Source organism: Flavobacterium sangjuense (genome assembly GCF_004797125.1).
Taxonomy (GTDB): Bacteria; Bacteroidota; Bacteroidia; order Flavobacteriales; family Flavobacteriaceae; genus Flavobacterium; species Flavobacterium sangjuense.
Genome location: NZ_CP038810.1, coordinates 167349 through 185074, shown reverse-complemented (window position 1 = coordinate 185074; position 17726 = coordinate 167349). Strand labels below are relative to the sequence as shown.

Genomic DNA, 17726 nt, shown 5'->3' with positions numbered 1-17726 from the left:
AGAAACTAATTTAAGTTTAAATATTAATATGGAAAATCAAAAAATTCAAATATTTGACACCACATTGCGTGACGGAGAGCAAGTGCCTGGCTGTAAATTAAATACAGAACAGAAGTTAATAATTGCACAACGTTTGGATGAATTAGGTGTAGATGTTATTGAAGCTGGTTTTCCTATATCAAGTCCAGGTGATTTTAATTCGGTAGAAGCCATTTCAAAAACGGTTAAAAATGCCACAGTTTGTGCTTTAACACGTGCCGTCAAAGAAGACATTGATGCTGCAGCTCGAGCCATTCAATTTGCCAAAAAACCCAGAATTCATACTGGAATTGGGACTTCCGAATCGCATATCAAATATAAATTCAATGCATCGCAGGACGAAATAATTAATCGCGCCGCTGAAGCGGTTTATTATGCAAAATCATTTGTTGATGATGTCGAGTTTTATGCAGAAGATGCCGGAAGAACTGATAATGCTTTTTTAGCCAAAATATGTAGTGAAGCCATTAAAGCCGGAGCAACAGTATTAAATATTCCTGACACAACAGGATATTGCCTTCCGGACGAATATGGCGCAAAAATAAAATATCTTAAAGAAAATGTCATCGGAATTGAAAATGCTATTCTTTCCTGTCATTGTCATAATGATTTAGGTTTGGCTACGGCAAATTCAATTGCAGGAGTCATAAATGGTGCGCGACAAATTGAATGTACCATCAACGGAATAGGTGAAAGAGCCGGAAACACATCACTCGAGGAGGTTGTCATGATTTTAAGACAGCATCCTCGTTTGGGTTTAGATACGAACATCAATTCTAAATTATTGAATAGTACGAGTCAAATGGTTTCCGATCATATGGGAATGTTGGTGCAGCCAAACAAAGCCATTGTAGGTTCAAATGCTTTTTCTCATAGCTCCGGAATTCATCAGGATGGAATGATTAAAAACAAATCAACTTATGAAATAATCGACCCAAGAGAAGTTGGTGTTACAGATTCTTCAATTATACTTACGGCACGTAGTGGTAGAGCTGCATTGGCCTATCGTGCCAAAAAAATCGGATATGAACTTACCAAACTTCAATTGGATGTTGTCTATGTGGAATTTGTAAAATTAGCCGACAGAAAAAAAGAAATCATAGATCACGATGTGCATCAAATTATTCAAAATAGTAACATCGGTATTTTAGTATAATCATGGAAAAGAAAACATTATTTGATAAAGTTTGGGATAGCCATGTGGTATTAGAAGTACCAAATGGTCCACAAATATTATATATCGATCAGCATTTAATTCACGAAGTAACAAGTCCACAGGCTTTCGCCGAATTAGAGGAACGCTCCATTCCGGTTTTTCGTCCACAACAAATTGTGGCTACCGCAGATCATAATGTGGCAACAAAAAATCAGCACCTGCCTATAGTAGATGATTTGGCCAGAAACCAAGTCGAAATGCTTACTAAAAATTGCGCCAAAAACGGAATCACATTATACGGTTTAGGTCATCAATATCAGGGAATTGTTCATGTCATTGCGCCTGAACTTGGAATTACGCAACCCGGAATGACTTTGGTTTGTGGTGATAGCCACACGTCAACTCACGGTGCGTTTGGCAGTATTGCTTTTGGAATAGGAACCAGTCAGGTTGCTCAGGTTTTTGCAAGTCAATGTTTGTTACTTAATAAACCTAAAAGTCTGCGTGTTAATGTCAATGGAAAATTAGCCAAAAATGTATCGCCAAAAGATGTGATTTTGTATGTTATTTCTAAAATCGGAACCAACTCGGGAACAGGATATTTTTGTGAATATGCCGGAAATGTTTTCCGCGAAATGAGCATGGAAGGTCGAATGACGGTTTGCAATATGAGTATTGAAATGGGAGCAAGAGGCGGAATGATTGCTCCGGACGAAACCACTTTTGACTATATCAAAGGAAGAAAATTTGCTCCGGTTGGAGAAGAATTAATTCAAAAAATAGAATATTGGAAGACATTGACATCTGACGACGATGCCATTTTTGATAAAGAATATCATTTTGATGCGGAAGACATTGCCCCAATGATTACGTATGGTACAAATCCTGGTATGGGAATTAAAATCACCGATACAATTCCTGTTGTTGAAGATGCTTCTTTTGATAAATCTTTAGACTATATGGGCTTTAAAAAAGGAGAAAGCCTAATCAATAAACCCATAAATTATGTTTTTATAGGCAGTTGTACCAATTCCAGAATTGAAGATTTTAGAGCGGTTGCCCAATATATTAAAGGAAAACAAAAAGCTTCCAATGTCAATGCGTTAATAGTTCCGGGCTCACAACAAGTGGCGAAACAAATTCAGGAAGAAGGTTTGACTGCGGTTTTTGAAGCTGCCGGTTTTGAGATCCGTCAACCGGGTTGTTCAGCTTGTCTGGCTATGAATGATGATAAAGTTCCTGCCGGAGAATATTGTGTTTCTACATCCAATAGAAATTTTGAAGGAAGACAAGGGCAGGGAGCAAGAACACTTTTAGCAAGTCCGTTAGTAGCTGCAGCAACAGCCATTGAAGGAAAAATTATTGACATTACAAAACAATTAAATTAATTATGGAAAAGTTTATACAACTAAAATCAACAGCGGTTCCATTACCAATTGAGAATATTGACACGGATCAAATCATCCCTGCACGGTTTTTAAAAGTTACCGATAAAATAGGGTTTGGAAATCATTTGTTTAAAGATTGGCGTTTTGATGAGACGAACCAACCTATTCCTACTTTTGCTTTGAATGATGCTACTTATGCCGGAAGTATTTTGGTAGCCGGAGATAATTTTGGCTGTGGAAGCAGCCGGGAACATGCCGCATGGGCGCTAACCGATTATGGGTTTAAAGTAATTGTATCCAGTTATTTTGCGGATATTTTTAAAGGAAACGCACTCAATAACGGATTGTTGCCAATTGTTGTTTCCTCTGATTTTTTGGCAATTATTTTAAAAAAAATACAAGCTGAACCAAAGACAAATTTGATTGTCGATTTAGAAAACCAAACCATTTCAATAGAAAACACTAACTATATCGAGTCTTTTGAAATTGATTCTTATAAAAAAATATGCATGATTAATGGCTATGATGATATTGATTTTTTAGTGAATAATAAAAACGCTATTGAAGCATTTGAAAAAGCCAGTTTGCAAATAATAACTACTATATAAAAGAGAAATTATGAAATTGAAAATAGCTGTTTTACCAGGAGATGGAATAGGTCCGGAAGTAACGAAGCAGGCTGTGGCAATCTTAAAAGTGATTGGAGAAGTTTACCATCACAGTTTTGAGTTTGAGGAAGCTTTAGTTGGTGCAATCGCTATCGATAAAACGAATGATCCTTTACCGGAAGCTACATTAGAACTTTGTAAAAAATCAGATGCCGTACTTTTTGGCGCTATTGGCGATCCAAAATACGATAATAATCCAGATGCAAAAGTGCGTCCGGAACAAGGATTATTAAAGTTGAGAAAAGAATTGGGTTTGTTTGCCAACATAAGACCAATCAAAGCTTTTGATTCGCTTATAGAAAAATCTCCTTTGAAAACTTCAATCATAGAAGGAACAAATATGGTTATTTATAGGGAGCTTACGGGTGGAATTTATTTTGGCGAAAGGAAGTTAAGCGATGATGGAACAACAGCTTCTGATTTATGTGAATATTCACAATTTGAAATTGAGCGCATTGCTCATTTGGCTTTTAAAGCAGCGCAGACTAGAAATAAAAGAGTTACTCTAGTTGATAAAGCGAATGTTTTAGAAACGTCAAGATTGTGGAGAAGAGTCGTCACTCAATTGGCTAAAGAATATCCTGATGTTACTTTGGATTTCCTTTTTGTTGATAACGCAGCGATGCAAATGATTCTTAACCCAAGACAGTTTGATGTTATTCTTACCGAAAATATGTTTGGCGATATCATTTCAGATGAAGGTAGCGTAATTGGTGGTTCGATTGGATTGTTAGCTTCGGCATCAGTTGGAAATGAGAATGCATTATTTGAACCAATTCACGGTTCATATCCTCAGGCCAAAGGGAAAAACATTGCCAATCCTATTGCTGCAATTTTGTGTGCAGCGATGTTGTTAGAACATTTTGGCTTAAAAGAAGAAGCAAAAGCCATACATAAAGCAGTCGAACAATCGTTAGAAAACAACATCGTTACACCCGATTTAAATTCGGTGAGAAGCTTCGGAACGGACTATGTGGGAAGTGTTATAGCAAATTATATCCTAAATACGGATGATAGTAATTATGTTAATTATGAAAATATCCGAATTGGAAAATCGATAATTATTTAAAGAAAGTTGAGTTGGTTAATTTTTAAAGCTAGATTGCTCTCACACAATCTAGCTTTTTTTATTACCAGCTTCCACCAGAACCACCACCGGAAAATCCGCCACCGCCAAATCCACCACCGAATCCGCCGCCACCGCCACCGCCGAAGCTGCCTCCACCGCCGCCAAATCCACCGCCGGAACTTCTTCCGAGGCTACTTAGCAAAATGATATCAGTAAGGCTCATTCCACCACCGCTAGAGCCAGAGTTTCCACCATTATTTTTGCTTTTAGAAATAATGATTATAATGACAATAATGATAATGATGATGGGAAGAATTGGAAAGCCTCCATCTTTTTTAGATTGCTTGCGTTCACCTTTGTATTTGCCTTTAAAAACATCAAAAAGTGCGTCTGTCCCTTTGTCTAAACCATTGTAATAACTTCCAGCTTTGAACTCAGGAATAATTATGTTTCGGGTTATCTCTCCACCAATTCCCGCGGTTAGTCTGTCTTCTAATCCATAGCCGGCAGAAATCCATATTTTTCTCTCGGCTTTCGCCAAAAGAATAATAACTCCATTGTCGTTTTTCTCGGTTCCGCCAATTCCCCAGGTGTGTCCCCATTTTGGCGTAAGGATTCCAATGTCTTCGCCTTTTAAACTTTCTATGGTAATGACAACAATTTGGGTAGTAGTCGAATCGGAATACCTAATCAGTTTTTCTTCTAATTGCGACTTTTCAGAAGCACTAAGTACATTCGCATAATCATAAACCGAAGTCTGGAACGAAGGTTTTTCGGGAATAGTGTATTGCCCAAAAGTTGGCAAAATACTAAATAAGGTAACTACTAACAATAGGATTTTTAAAGCACCTATGGAATTCGTAATTTTTTCCACTACGCTCCAAACAATTCGCGCTTTGCGCTCGGGTCGTAATTCGTAATTCGTAATTTCCATCATTCTCCTATAGATATTTCGTTTGACAATTCATCAGTATCACCATCAGCATAAGGAAAATGTTTCTTAAGCTGCTCTCCGGCATTCAGAATTCCATCAATTAGACCTTGCTTGAAATTTCCATTTTTGAAATGATTTTGCATAGCGTCTCTAGTGCAATTCCAAAAATCGGCGGCTACTTTTTCGTTGATTCCTTTATCGCCATAAATGGCAAATTGGTGACTTTTTACGGCAACATAGATGATAACACCGTTGCGCTCTTTTGTATTTTCCATGTTAAGCGTACGGAATACTTCCATAGCCCTGTCAATAGCAGCTATGGAAGTTTCTTTTTCTATATGTACCCTGATTTCTCCGGAAGTATTTTTTTCGGCTTTGCCAATAGCTTCAACAATTTCCTGTTCTTCGGCTTTCGTTAAAAACTCTTCTACTTTAGACATTGCGCTAAATTAGAATTTTACTTCAACAGGCTTTTCAGCACCGGCAACCGATTGGAAATAGGCTTTTTCTTTGAAGCCAAACATTCCTGCAAATAAAGAATTTGGGAACGTTTTGATATGAGTATTGTATGGTTTAACCGCTTCGTTAAAACGAGTTCTGGCCGTTAAAATTTGGTTTTCTGTACTTGCTAATTCGTCTTGTAATTTCAGGAAGCTTGCATCTGCCTTTAAGTTTGGATATTGTTCAACACTTACCAATAATCTTGATAGAGAAGAAGAAACCCCAGATTGTGCCGAATTAAACGCAGCCAATTGTTCAGGCGTAATATTGGTTGGGTCAACCGTTACAGCAGTTGCTTTGGCACGCGCTTCAATAACCGCAGTTAAAGTAGTTTTTTCGTGTTCTGCATAGCCTTTTACCGTATTAACCAAGTTGCCAATCAAATCATTTCTTCTTTGATAAGAAGTTTGAACATCACCCCAAGATTGCTCTACGGATTGTCCTAATGTCACTGCCGTGTTATTAATTCCCTTTACATAGCTGTATATTCCAAATATTACAACTACTGCGATAATCCAAGGTAAAAATTTTCTAAAGTTCATGTTTATTTAATTTAAGGTTTAATTTATTTATAATTGATTTTTAATATTTACTAATTGTGCTTTCACCGTTTCCAGTTTGCTGATGATTTCGTACTTGTCCAGCGTTTTCTTTTGGCCTTCTTTCAAATGCGTTTTAGCACCGTCAAGTGTAAAGCCACGCTCTTTAACCAAATGATAAATCAGTTGTAAGTTCTTCACGTCTTCGGGTGTGAACATTCGGTTGCCTTTCGCATTTTTCTTTGGTTTCAGTATGTCGAATTCTTTGTCCCAAAAACGTATCAGTGAAGTGTTTACATTAAAAGCTTTGGAAACTTCTCCAATGCTATAATATCTTTTGTCTGGATTTAGTTCTATATGCATTAGTCTAGTGATTGATTTTCTTGGTTAGCTAGTTTTGAAATGGCAGTATATTCTGCTGCCGATATATTTCCGTAATAAAAATTTATTGGGTTTACCACTTTGCCGTCTTTATGAACTTCATAGTGCAAATGTGGTGCTTCGCTTCTTCCGGTGCTTCCTACATAACCAATAATATCGCCACGTTTTATTCGTTGCCCGGCGCGGCATTTGTATTTGCTTAAATGACCATACAAGGTTAAATAACCAAAACCGTGATTGATTTCAATATGATTGCCATAACCTGATTTTGAGTTGTCTGCAGCCTTAACGACACCATCACCGGTAGCAAAAATTGGCGTTCCGGTACTTGCCGTAAAATCCATGCCTTCGTGCATTTTCCTCACTTTCGTAAACGGATCACTTCTATAACCAAAACCGGAAGCAATACGTTTTAATTGTTCATTTTTCAAAGGTTGTATTGCAGGAATAGCGGCAAGTAATTTATTTTTTTCTTTGGCCAATTTCAAAATCTCGTCTAACGATTTGGATTGAATCGCTAATTCCTTCGAAATAACATCAACACGTTTTGAGGTTTTGATAATCAACTCGGAATTGTTAAATCCTTCCAATTCTTTGTATCGGTTTACACCACCAAAACCGGCTTTGCGCTGTTCATTCGGAATGGGAGATGTATTAAAATAGGCACGGTAAATATTATTATCCCTGTCGGCAACATCGTCCAAAACATTGGCAATTTCATCCATTTTTTTATTCAATATGGAATAACGCAGCTTCATTGTTTCAATTTCACGCGCCTGCAATCTGTCTTTTGGAGTTTCTAAATAAGAGGAATTCAATAAGGCCACAAAACATAAAAAGCCAAAAAGAGAAGAAGCGAGTAAAAACAAACCAATAAATCCGAGCTTTTTAGACAGTTTCGGTTTTATTTTGCGGTAAGCCAAACTTTCGGTATCGAAATAATACTTTACTTTCTTCGCCATTTTTTATTTTATACTATTTTTGTGGAAGTTTTTAAGAAACAATGGTTATACGAACAAATTTAACAAATGTTTCAGTCAATGCCTAAATTATTTTAGGAAGTGGATTTGGTTATGCGGTTATTCGGTTATTCGAAAATTACAACATTCCAAATAACCAGATAACCAGATAACCGAATTAACACAAAAAATGAAATCACAAGACATTCGTAAACAGTTTTTACAATTCTTCGAATCCAAAGGACACTTAATCGTTCCTTCGGCGCCAATCGTACTCAAAGATGATCCAACCCTAATGTTCAACAACTCGGGAATGGCGCAATTCAAAGAATTTTTCTTAGGCAACGGAACTCCAAAAAGCCCAAGAATAGCCGATACGCAAAAATGTCTTCGTGTTTCAGGAAAGCATAATGACCTTGAAGATGTAGGCTTTGATACTTATCACCACACCATGTTTGAGATGTTGGGGAATTGGTCTTTTGGCGATTATTTCAAAAAAGACGCCATCAACTGGGCTTGGGAATTATTGACGGAAGTGTATAAAATTCCGAAAGAGAATTTATACGTTTCCGTTTTTGAAGGAAATCCGGATGAGAATGTTCCTTTTGACCAGGAAGCTTGGGATATCTGGAAAACGCTAATCGATGAAGACCGAATCATCCTTGGAAATAAAAAAGACAACTTCTGGGAAATGGGAGATCAAGGTCCGTGTGGCCCATGCTCCGAAATTCATGTTGACATTCGTTCTGCCGAAGAAAAAGCAAAAGTATCCGGTAAAAGTTTGGTAAACAATGACCATCCACAAGTAGTTGAAATCTGGAATAACGTATTCATGGAATTCAACCGTAAAGCCGATGGAAGTCTCGAAAAACTTCCTGCACAACACGTTGATACCGGAATGGGATTCGAGCGTTTGTGCATGGCATTACAAGGAAAAACATCCAACTACGACACCGATGTTTTTACGCCGCTTATCGAAAAAGTGGAACAAATAACAGGACTAAAATATACTTCCAACGAAGTTAAAAATATCAGCGAAGAACAAAATAAAACCAACATTGCCATCCGTGTAATTGTCGACCACGTTCGCGCCGTAGCCTTCGCTATTGCAGACGGACAGTTGCCATCAAACACCGGAGCAGGTTATGTAATCCGCCGAATTTTGCGTCGCGCGATTCGTTATGGTTTTACCTTTTTGAATACCAAAGAACCTTTTATCAATAAGTTGGTAGAAGTTTTAGCGGATCAAATGGGCGAGTTTTTCCCTGAAATCAAATCGCAGCAACAGTTGGTTACTAACGTAATTCGTGAAGAAGAAGCATCGTTTTTAAGAACTTTAGATCAAGGATTGCAGTTGTTGGATAATGTTGTGGCTAAAACAAAAGGCAATGAAGTTTCCGGAGAAAAAGCATTTGAATTGTATGATACTTTCGGTTTCCCAAAAGATTTGACAGCTTTAATTTTAAAGGAAAAAGGAATGTCTTTCAAAGAGTCTGAATTTGATGCCTCAATGAAAGCACAGAAAGACCGTTCACGTGCGGCTTCTGAAGTTTCGACGGAAGACTGGAAGGTTTTAATACCTGGAAATGTGGAAACATTCGTGGGTTACGACCAAACCGAAAACGAAGTAAAGATTACCCGCATCCGTAAAGTAGATTCTAAAAAAGATGGCGTTTTATACCAAATTGTTTTAGACAATACACCATTTTATCCTGAAGGTGGAGGACAAGTTGGCGACAAAGGAACTTTGGTTTCGGCTAATGAAACTATTGATATCATTGATACAAAGAAAGAAAATAACTTAATCTTACATTTTGCAAAACAGCTTCCTGAAAATATTGAAGCCAATTTTGTGGCAAAAGTCAACACTGATTTAAGAACTTCAACGTCCAAAAATCACTCGGCTACACATTTAATGCATTTGGGATTGAGAACGATTTTAGGAACTCACGTGGAGCAAAAAGGGTCGTTGGTAAATCCGAATCACCTGCGTTTCGATTTTTCGCATTTTGCCAAAGTAACCGATGAAGAAATTCGCAAGGTTGAGGATTTTGTCAACCAAAGAATTGAAGAACAATTGCAATTGGCTGAATACAGAAATATTCCAATTCAGGAAGCAATGGCAAAAGGTGCTATGGCTTTGTTTGGCGAAAAATATGGTGATACTGTCCGTATGATTGAATTTGGCGAAAGCCGGGAACTTTGCGGTGGAATTCATGTAAAAAACACAGCTGAAATATGGCATTTCAAAATTCTTTCTGAAGGAGCAGTTGCTGCCGGAATTCGTCGTGTTGAAGCGATTACAGGTGATGCCGTAAAGGATTATTTTACGCAACAGGAAAGCGATTTGGATGCGATCAAAGAAACGTTGAAAAATCCGCAGGATACTTTAAAAGCTGTTGTTTCATTGCAGGATGATAATGCCAAACTAAAGAAACAAATTGAGCAGCTTTTAAAAGAAAAGGCAAAAGGTTTAAAAGGTGAATTGGCTTCTAAACTGCAAGACATTAACGGAGTTAAATTCCTGGCAGCGCAAGTTGATTTGAGTCCGGAAGGCGCAAAAGATTTGGCTTATGAATTGGGAACTTTAGGAACCAATTTGTTTTTAGTCTTGGCTACAGCCGAAGAAGACAAACCAATGTTAAGCTGCTATATTTCAAAAGAACTGGTTGCCGATAAAAACCTAAATGCCGGAACCGTAGTTCGTGAACTTGGAAAATACATTCAAGGCGGCGGCGGCGGACAGCCTTTCTTTGCAACTGCTGGAGGGAAAAATGTAGCTGGAATCAAAGAAGCTTTGGAGAAAGCGGTTGATTTTGTGAAATAAAAAATCAAAAATATTATTCAAAAAAACAGGGCATAACTTATAAAGTTATGCCCTGTTTTTAAATTTAGAAACAACAATATAATTATTTTTCAGCTTGTTTTTGTGCTTCTTTTTGTGCTTCTTTTTGTGCTTCTTTTTGTGCTTTTTGAGCATCTTTAAAAGCTTTATATTTTGCTTCTCCAAAAGCTGCTTTGTATTTTTCGTCTTCAGATTTACTAAAATCTCTGTATTTTGTATTAAAATCTTCTTCACTTAATGAAGTGTTCGCTTTTAACTCTTTTTTATAAGCAGAACGAGCTTCTAATGAAGTTCTTACTATTTGTTGTTCTTCAGCAGTCAAACCTGCAATTTTAAAAGCTTCTTGAAGATTAGCTTCTTTTTGTGCCTTTTGAGCCGCTTTTTCTTCTTTAGTAAGTATTTTTTCCGGTTGCGCTGCACTCTTGGTTTCTTGCGCATTTGTAGCTGTAAAAGTGATGAATACTGCAAAAAGAGTTGTTAATAGATGTTTCATTTTTTGTTTTTTTAAATTATATTGAATCAAATATATCTAATAATCATATCATGATAATAAAAAGATACTTAAAAATAGATTAAAATTTCATTTCGGTTTTGATATTTATTCTTTTTTACGCTCTCCAATCTGCTGACGCCACATCGCGTAGTAGAGACCTTTTTCTTCTATCAAAGCTTCGTGTTTACCTTGCTCGATGATTCGGCCTTGTTCCAATACAAATATCTTATCTGCGTGCATTACCGTTGACAATCGGTGGGCAATTAAAACGGTGATTCTGTTTTTGTCTGAAATATTTCTAATCGTAGCATTAATTTCTTCTTCTGTAATCGAATCTAAAGCTGAGGTTGCTTCATCAAATATCAATAAATTAGGGTTTCTTAAAATGGCGCGTGCAATAGATAAACGTTGCTTTTCGCCACCGGAAACTTTGATTCCACCTTCGCCAATGGTTGAATTCAAACCGTCTTCGGCACGCGCTAATAATTTGTCACAGCTGGCTTTGTGCAAGACTTCCAATAATTCTTCATCGGTTGCTGATGGTTTTACAAACAATAAATTTTCCCTGATTGTTCCCGAAAACAATTGTGCATCCTGAGTTACGAATCCGAGTTGTTTTCTCAAATCCAATAAATCTATTTCAGAAGAATCAATTGAGTTGTATTTCACATGGCCTTTTGCCGGCGGATACAATCCAACCAAAAGTTTTACCAAAGTTGTTTTTCCTGCTCCTGACGGACCAACAAAAGCAACTGTTTCGCCTTGCTTGATATCGAAAGTAATGTCTTCCACTGCGGGATGTTTTGCCGTTTTGTGTTTGAAACTAACATTGGAGAAATGTAACGCTTGAATGTCGCCAACATGCTTGGCATTTTTAGGACGAAATTCTTTTGGTGCATTCAATAATTCTTTGAAATTTTCCATAGAAACTTTGGTTTCATTCAATGCAATAATAAACGAACCCAATTCCTGTAAAGGCCCAAAAATAAAGAAGGTAAAAAATACCATCGTCAATAAATCACCAACAATTATTTTGTCACCAAACAAGAAATAATACAGCGTAAACACTACACACGTTCGTAAAAAATGAACCGTAGTTCCTTGTATGAAACTTAAACTTCTGATAAAACGAATTTTTTGTAATTCGAGTTGCAGGATTTTCAACGTGTTTAAATTCAGACGTTTTTCTTCCTGATAGGTTAATCCCAAACTTTTTACCAATTCAATATTTCGCAAACTTTCGGTTGTTGAACCCGCTAACGAATTGGTTTGTGTGACGATTTTTCGGGAAACGATTTTTATCTTTTTACCCAAATACGAACTAATAAGTGCAATAATCGGAGCCGTAATCAAAAAGATAATCGAGATTCTGTAATCAATATTTCCAACATAAACAATCACAAAAATGAATCCGATTACCGTTTGAAATATCAATGAAATAGAAAGTGTAATCAGCTTTTCGGAATCGGAACGTACTTTGGTTAACTTACTTAAAGTTTCGCCACTTCGTTGGTCTTCAAATTCTTCATAAGGCAAATCCAATGATTTTTTAATTCCGTCAGTGTACATTTCGGCACCAGTTCTTTGGATTACGATATTGGTAAAATAATCCTGGAAGTTTTTGGTAATTCTGGAAATCATAGCTGCACCAAGTGATAAGCCAAGCCAAAAAGAAAGTGACTTAATGAAACCAATTTCGTTGCCTTTGTATTTTGAGATGCCAACACCGCAATCCTGCATCAATTTACCGGTGATTACCGAATCGGATAAGCTAAAGCAAATGTTTATTGCAGCCATCAACAGCGCAAAAAACAAGAGCAGTTTATGTTTTTTGAGATAAGCGTATAGTAGTTTCATGAAGTATAAAATTTTGTGTAGCAAAAGTAGAAAATAAAAGGTCAGACAATTGTTAATGGAATTATATTACTTTATGACGCGATAGAGAGTTTTAGGTTCAGAATCATTTTGTATTTTTGAAGAATGGATTTCACTACTAAAGTACCAATAGCTAAATCGAACAATCCGATAAACTATGATTCTAAAATTGTATCATTAGGTTCGTGTTTTGCCGAAAACATGGGCGAGAAGTTTAGCTATTTTAAATTCCAAAATGAGACTAATCCATTTGGGATAATTTTTAATCCGGTTTCTATTGAAAAGCTGATTTCGAGAGCGGTAACGAATCAAAAGTTTACGGAAAACGATATTTTATTCCATAACGATTTGTGGCATTGTTTCGAAGTGCATTCGGAGTTGAGTCATCCGGATAAGGAAATTTTTTTGCAAAATCTGAATCAAATTCTGGAGCAAACGAATAACCAAATAACCGCATCAACACACATCATTATTACCTACGGAACATCCTGGGTTTACCGAAACAAAGCAGCTGAAAAAATTGTAGCCAATTGTCATAAAGTGCCGCAAAGCCAATTTGATAAAGAAATTCTATCGGTTACAACTATCGAGAAGTCTATTAAAAACACTATTGACTTAATTCAAAAAGTCAATACGAATTGCTATTTCATCTTCACGGTTTCACCGGTTCGACATATCAAAGATGGTTTTGTGGAAAACCAACGAAGCAAAGCGAATTTGATTTCTGCTTTGCACAATGTTGTCACACTGAGCTTGTTGAAGTGCAACTATTTCCCTTCCTACGAAATCCTAATGGATGAATTACGCGACTATCGTTTTTATGCTGAAGATATGCTGCATCCAAACCAAACCGCGATAGATTATATTTGGATTCGCTTTTTCGAAAACTATATTTCAGAAGAAAACCATGCAACAATGGAAGAAGTTTGCAGCATCCAAAAAGCATTAGCACACCGACCTTTTAATCCCAATTCTGATAGCCATCAAAAATTCCTAAGCAATCTTAACGATAAGATTATCAGGCTTCAAGAAAAATTTCCGCACTTTCAATTTTAACAAAATACGACATTTGTCGTATTTCCTTCTTTAGGTTTTAATCATAGGTTTGCTATGTAATTAACAACCTAAAACCATGAAAATTTTAAAAACTACACTAGTATTTGCATTTTTTATGCTGTGTACTGCCAATGCATTTGGGCAAAGTAACCTCTTTACCCAAAGACCTGTGCTGACAGATGAGGAAGAAGTTTCGGCAACAGTAACAAAAGAAATCGACGAAGTTTTTCAATCCTCAGATTTTACAAAAAAGAAAAACAAAAAATATGCTGATGTCAAAGGAACTATGGTTGTTGACATTGGTGTGGTACAAAACGGAAAGGTTTCTTCCTTTTTCAAAGTAGACAGCGACATCAAGAATATTGATTTTATCAATTTCATGTCGGACTATATTCTACAGCACAAATTTCAATTTAAACTTCAAAAACAACAACGTTATAAGATTCGTTATACCGTGACATTTTAATAACCCTACAATAAAAGCAATAAACAATGAAAAAAAGTATTTTAGTAATGATGGTGCTAAGTTTAGCAGTCACATTACCAGCAACTGCCCAGTTTGGGAAGTTATTAGGCAAAGGCAAAGGTGCCGGAAAAAAATCGGGAAGTTTTGCCACCGTTTGGGAATCAGAGTTTGACAACAAAGCTTCACGATTGGCTTTGTGTGACGGAAACGGACAATTTATTATTGGTACCGACGACAATTCAGCAAGCGTAATAGATGAAAGCGGGAAAACAATTTGGAGTGGTGATTATAAAAAACTGACGACCAATAAAACCAATAATTCTGAATACCAATACACTATTTGGAAAGAAAAAGGAGGTTATTTATTTTTGTTTGATGCCCGAAAATTAGGAACCGACAGAGTTGCCGTTTTGGATTTGGAATCCGGAAGAGAATTATGGAATTCGGAATTATACCAAGATCTTATTCCAAAAGGCGGTGCAAAAAAAGAGGAAGGTACGGATGACGGTGAATTGGAAACCGTGAAATACATCTATGAACTGGATTCGTTTTTAATTTCTCAAAGAAATTCGGTGATTTTAGTGAAAGCCAATACGGGAGAGAAAGTTTGGGAAACCAATCGTTTTAAAGGTGGTGTTGGGAAATATATTTATGATGCCAAAAGGAATGAAATCATCATGGTGAATTTCAAGCCGACTGCTTTGGGAGCATTATTTTCAGGATTCAAAAACCAATTGGTTCGAATTAATGCGGTTAATGGTGACATTCTTTGGGATGCAACATTTACAGGAACTATCGAAAAAGAATTGGTTACCCGAAGAGCAATTATTGATTTGTGGATAAAAGGGGATAAAATTTTCATGTATTTGGATGGAATGAATGTGTATGATTACAACACTGGACAAAAATTATGGAGCGCAACTTATGAAAATGATATGGGCGGAGCCAATGGTGGTTTATTCAGCGGTGGAAGACGTTCAAAAATATACAGAACATTAGCTGATCCTTTGTTTACTGAAGATGCGGTTTATTTGGTTATGTTGGGAACAAGAGACAGAACTAAATATGTAGAAAAACATGATTTGGCTTCGGGGAAATTACTTTGGGCTTCAGAAAAAATAACAGGTGCTTTTTGTATGCCAAACATCTATAAAACCGGAGACAAAATCATGGTACAGGTTGGCGGAAAAGTGCAAGTACAGGAATATAGATTAGAAGAAACCTCAAATGGATTATCTGCAGGAATGGCTCTGGGCGGTTTTGGTGGAGGAACTATGAAGCAATGGGTTCCTTATATTTATTGGGATTATAAAGCACAAAAAAATAGTGTATTAGCATTGGATGACAAAACAGGAACAACAGCCTGGCGTTCTGAAAAATTCGACAAAAGAATTACCGATTTAATTATTGATAATGATAAAACGGTTTTTGTTGGTGATGGAGACGAATTCTATGGTTATGACATTGCTTCAGGAAATCAATTGTTTGATGTAAAACACAACGATGCTAAAGTAGGTAAAGCCAGTGATGTTATCGATTTTGGAGACAGAGTAGTGGTACTTTCAGAAAAAGGTTTGGCTGCCTATAACAAAAAAGATGGTACTCGTGCTTATGCTTCTGATAAAATAAAAGGAGTAGATTATTTCTATCATATCGGCGATAATTATTTCCTGAGAGATCAAAGAAACAGTAAAAACATTATCTACGGAATTGATATGGCCAATGGTGATACCAAAGGTTCTGTTCAATCCAAAGGAAAAGGCGGTAGTCCAAAATATGGCTCCGGAATCGACATTACCGATGATGGTGAATATATCTTTGCTTTCAAAGGTAAAAAAGTAGAGAAAATAAAAGTAAATAATTAGGATTTTAGTTTGGACAAAAAGGGCTGTAACTTGAGACTTACAGTCCTTTTTAATTATAACATTATGAAAACATTTTTTTCTCTTTTCTCTTTTCTCTTTCTTCTTTTTTCTGTGAATGCGCAACAAGTGCAATGGGCCAATAAACTGATAAAATATTCTTCAGATTTGGGCGGAAAACAATTTGGAATTAAAAGAATATTAGGAAAACCAGACGCTTTTCCACAAGCCGGAAGCAGTCCAAATGCCTGGACACCAAAAAATGCACTTAATGGTTACGAATGGGTGCAAGTAAGTTTTGAAAAACCACAAACCGTTAAACAGGTAGCCATTTTTGAAAACTTAAATGCCGGTTGTGTGGTAAAAATCGGAGTTGATACAGGTTCAGGAAAATATGAAACCGTTTGGTCGCGAAAACTGAATTATAAAACACCAACGTTTAAAGCAACTATTCCGGCTGATCGTAAATATTATTTCAAGCGAAAAAGAAGAAAAGTGCAGGAAGCTCCAGATGTTCTGAATCCGGGAATTGAAAATGCGATTCTTGAAAATGCTGTTTCGGGAGTTGTTGCCGTTAGAGTAGAATTCAATTTTGCATTGCTTCCGGGACAAAAACAAATTGATGCCATTGGTATTTCAGATTCAGAAACACCGCTTGAGGCTCAAATAAATACAAACGAAGCTTTCGAGAAATTGTCTCCGTCAACAACTGTAGCGTTAGAGGGAGAAATACTAACAAGCCCAACAATAACTAGTGAAGGCAAGAAAATGTATATCTCAGCAGTTGATAATGACACAGAATTGATTTATTCTTTTTCAAAAAAACCAGATGGCAGCTGGGGGAATAGAACTTTAGAAACAGCCTTAAATACTGGCGCAACATATAACTATATGGAATATGTCGGTGCTGATTTTCTGTTAAAAGGCGGAGATGGTTATAGCAATGGAACCAATGAAACAGGTTATACTCTTTTTTCAATTAAGAATGGAAATTATGAAAAAGCCGGGCCGGTAAAAGTTACCGCTTATAATAACTATGAGGATACTTCAGAGGCGACGATAACTGCAGATGCGAAAGTTTTTATTATGGCTATAGAAACCGATTTTACGCAAGGCGGAACCGATCTATATTTTGCACAACAAAAAGAAGACGGCACCTATAGTTTCCTGCAAAGCATGGGTAAAGCAATCAATTCCGCTAATGATGAAGGGGCACCTCAGTTATTGGCTGATCAAAAAACATTGCTGTTCAGCAGCAACGGATTCAGTGGTTTTGGAGATCTTGATATCTATGTTTCCTATCGATTGGATGATACCTGGAAAAACTGGTCAGAACCTATAAATCTTGGAAGCAAAGTCAATACAAATGAATTTGACAGTTTGCCTTATTATGATGAAAAAAATGAAATTTTATACTTCATTTCAATTACCGATGGGAAGAATGTTTTGAAGAGTATTGCTATTGCAAAAAAGAACCTGTATAAATAATTTATTT

General features: G+C 36.6%; 16 protein-coding genes. 9 read left to right on the top strand and 7 right to left on the bottom strand.

Annotated elements, in window-relative coordinates:
- Positions 1-28 precede the first annotated feature (28 nt).
- The 4 genes from GS03_RS00725 to leuB are packed head-to-tail and all read left to right on the top strand — an operon-like array spanning position 29 to position 4320.
- Entirely contained in the window at positions 29-1195 is a 1167-nt protein-coding gene (locus GS03_RS00725; RefSeq protein WP_136150668.1) for a 2-isopropylmalate synthase, read from the top strand.
- Between the two features lie 2 nt (positions 1196-1197).
- Positions 1198-2583: a 3-isopropylmalate dehydratase large subunit gene (gene leuC, locus GS03_RS00720; protein ID WP_136150667.1), complete on the top strand. Its 1386-nt coding sequence runs from the start codon at positions 1198-1200 to the stop codon at positions 2581-2583.
- Between the two features lie 2 nt (positions 2584-2585).
- Positions 2586-3191, top strand: a complete 606-nt coding sequence (gene leuD / locus GS03_RS00715; RefSeq protein WP_136150666.1) for a 3-isopropylmalate dehydratase small subunit — start codon at positions 2586-2588, stop codon at positions 3189-3191.
- A 10-nt stretch (positions 3192-3201) separates the two neighbouring features.
- Entirely contained in the window at positions 3202-4320 is a 1119-nt protein-coding gene (gene leuB, locus GS03_RS00710) for a 3-isopropylmalate dehydrogenase (protein WP_136150665.1), read from the top strand.
- A gap of 61 nt (positions 4321-4381) precedes the next feature.
- Here the strand turns inward: leuB and GS03_RS00705 are convergent, their stop codons facing one another.
- Genes GS03_RS00705 through GS03_RS00685 form a run of 5 tightly spaced genes read right to left on the bottom strand, consistent with a single transcriptional unit; the run spans position 4382 to position 7637 of the window.
- Positions 4382-5257, bottom strand: coding sequence for a TPM domain-containing protein (locus tag GS03_RS00705; protein WP_246034118.1), 876 nt, complete (start codon positions 5255-5257; stop codon positions 4382-4384).
- On the bottom strand, positions 5254-5694 hold the full coding sequence (locus GS03_RS00700) for a TPM domain-containing protein (protein ID WP_136150664.1): 441 nt from the start codon (positions 5692-5694) through the stop codon (positions 5254-5256). Before GS03_RS00700 ends, GS03_RS00705 begins: the two co-directional genes overlap by 4 nt.
- Before the next feature lie 9 nt (positions 5695-5703).
- Entirely contained in the window at positions 5704-6297 is a 594-nt protein-coding gene (locus GS03_RS00695; protein ID WP_136150663.1) for a LemA family protein, read from the bottom strand.
- A gap of 27 nt (positions 6298-6324) precedes the next feature.
- Positions 6325-6657, bottom strand: a complete 333-nt coding sequence (locus GS03_RS00690; protein ID WP_136150662.1) for a MerR family transcriptional regulator — start codon at positions 6655-6657, stop codon at positions 6325-6327.
- A complete protein-coding gene (locus GS03_RS00685) occupies positions 6657-7637 on the bottom strand; it encodes a M23 family metallopeptidase (RefSeq protein WP_136150661.1) in 981 nt (326 codons plus the stop codon). The genes GS03_RS00690 and GS03_RS00685 overlap by 1 nt, the downstream gene beginning before the upstream one ends.
- A gap of 187 nt (positions 7638-7824) precedes the next feature.
- Between GS03_RS00685 and alaS the strand changes: the two genes are divergently transcribed.
- On the top strand, positions 7825-10461 hold the full coding sequence (gene alaS, locus GS03_RS00680; RefSeq protein WP_136150660.1) for an alanine--tRNA ligase: 2637 nt from the start codon (positions 7825-7827) through the stop codon (positions 10459-10461).
- A gap of 82 nt (positions 10462-10543) precedes the next feature.
- On the opposite strand, the gene GS03_RS00675 is transcribed toward alaS, so the two are convergent.
- Both GS03_RS00675 and GS03_RS00670 read right to left on the bottom strand, forming a co-directional pair.
- Entirely contained in the window at positions 10544-10972 is a 429-nt protein-coding gene (locus tag GS03_RS00675; RefSeq protein WP_136150659.1) for a hypothetical protein, read from the bottom strand.
- Positions 10973-11077: 105 nt separating this feature from the next.
- Positions 11078-12829: an ABC transporter ATP-binding protein gene (locus tag GS03_RS00670; protein WP_136150658.1), complete on the bottom strand. Its 1752-nt coding sequence runs from the start codon at positions 12827-12829 to the stop codon at positions 11078-11080.
- A 123-nt stretch (positions 12830-12952) separates the two neighbouring features.
- Here GS03_RS00670 and GS03_RS00665 point away from each other — a divergent pair, with 123 nt between their 5' ends.
- The 4 genes from GS03_RS00665 to GS03_RS00650 all read left to right on the top strand — a co-directional run bounded on the left by GS03_RS00665 (position 12953) and on the right by GS03_RS00650 (position 17719).
- Positions 12953-13903 (top strand): GSCFA domain-containing protein, encoded by a 951-nt coding sequence (locus tag GS03_RS00665; RefSeq protein WP_136150657.1) that lies wholly within the window; start codon positions 12953-12955, stop codon positions 13901-13903.
- A gap of 76 nt (positions 13904-13979) precedes the next feature.
- The gene (locus GS03_RS00660) at positions 13980-14369 is read left to right on the top strand and encodes a hypothetical protein (protein WP_136150656.1); all 390 of its coding nucleotides are present in this window, start codon (positions 13980-13982) and stop codon (positions 14367-14369) included.
- Between the two features lie 26 nt (positions 14370-14395).
- Entirely contained in the window at positions 14396-16234 is a 1839-nt protein-coding gene (locus GS03_RS00655) for an outer membrane protein assembly factor BamB family protein (RefSeq protein WP_136150655.1), read from the top strand.
- A gap of 63 nt (positions 16235-16297) precedes the next feature.
- The gene (locus GS03_RS00650) at positions 16298-17719 is read left to right on the top strand and encodes a hypothetical protein (protein ID WP_136150654.1); all 1422 of its coding nucleotides are present in this window, start codon (positions 16298-16300) and stop codon (positions 17717-17719) included.
- Positions 17720-17726 lie beyond the last annotated feature (7 nt).